Here is a 444-nt window from a genome sequence, read left to right on the forward strand (position 1 = left end):
CACTGATGAGCCATCTTGGCTGGGTGACGGCACTGTATCTCGTTGCCAACCATCTCCTGGTTAAAGGCATCCTGTTCCTCGTCGCTGCCGCGATCATCCTGCGAACGGGGAAGCGGCTGATTGTCGAACTCGGCGGACTTGCCGGTGGCATGCCCGTCACATTCAAAACGGCTGCGAGCGCGATTGTCGCGCTGTCCGGTCTGCCGCCACTCGCCGGTTTAGGCGGCAAATGGCTGCTGCTGAGCGCAATGATTGAGAAGGGCTGGTACGGGCCGGCGCTGATGACTCTGCTGGCGACTTTTGTCGGCTTTGTGTACATGGCGCGCTTCATCCAGGCGATCTTTCTCGGCCCCCGCAAGGCTGTGCATGACGCCCTGAGAGAGGCGCCGATCACCCTGCTGATACCGCAGATTCTGCTGGTCGCCGGCATTTTCCTGATGTCGT

Annotated in this window: 1 protein-coding gene; it reads left to right on the forward strand. The window is 60.6% G+C overall.

All coding sequences use genetic code 11. From position 1 onward, the window contains the following. The coding region (locus OWC48_RS46630) for a proton-conducting transporter membrane subunit (protein WP_282526012.1) at window positions 1-444 on the forward strand (444 nt) is incomplete at both ends.

It is taken from the genome of Bradyrhizobium sp. Arg816, from assembly GCF_029989365.1.
In the GTDB taxonomy this organism is placed as follows: Bacteria; Pseudomonadota; Alphaproteobacteria; order Rhizobiales; family Xanthobacteraceae; genus Bradyrhizobium.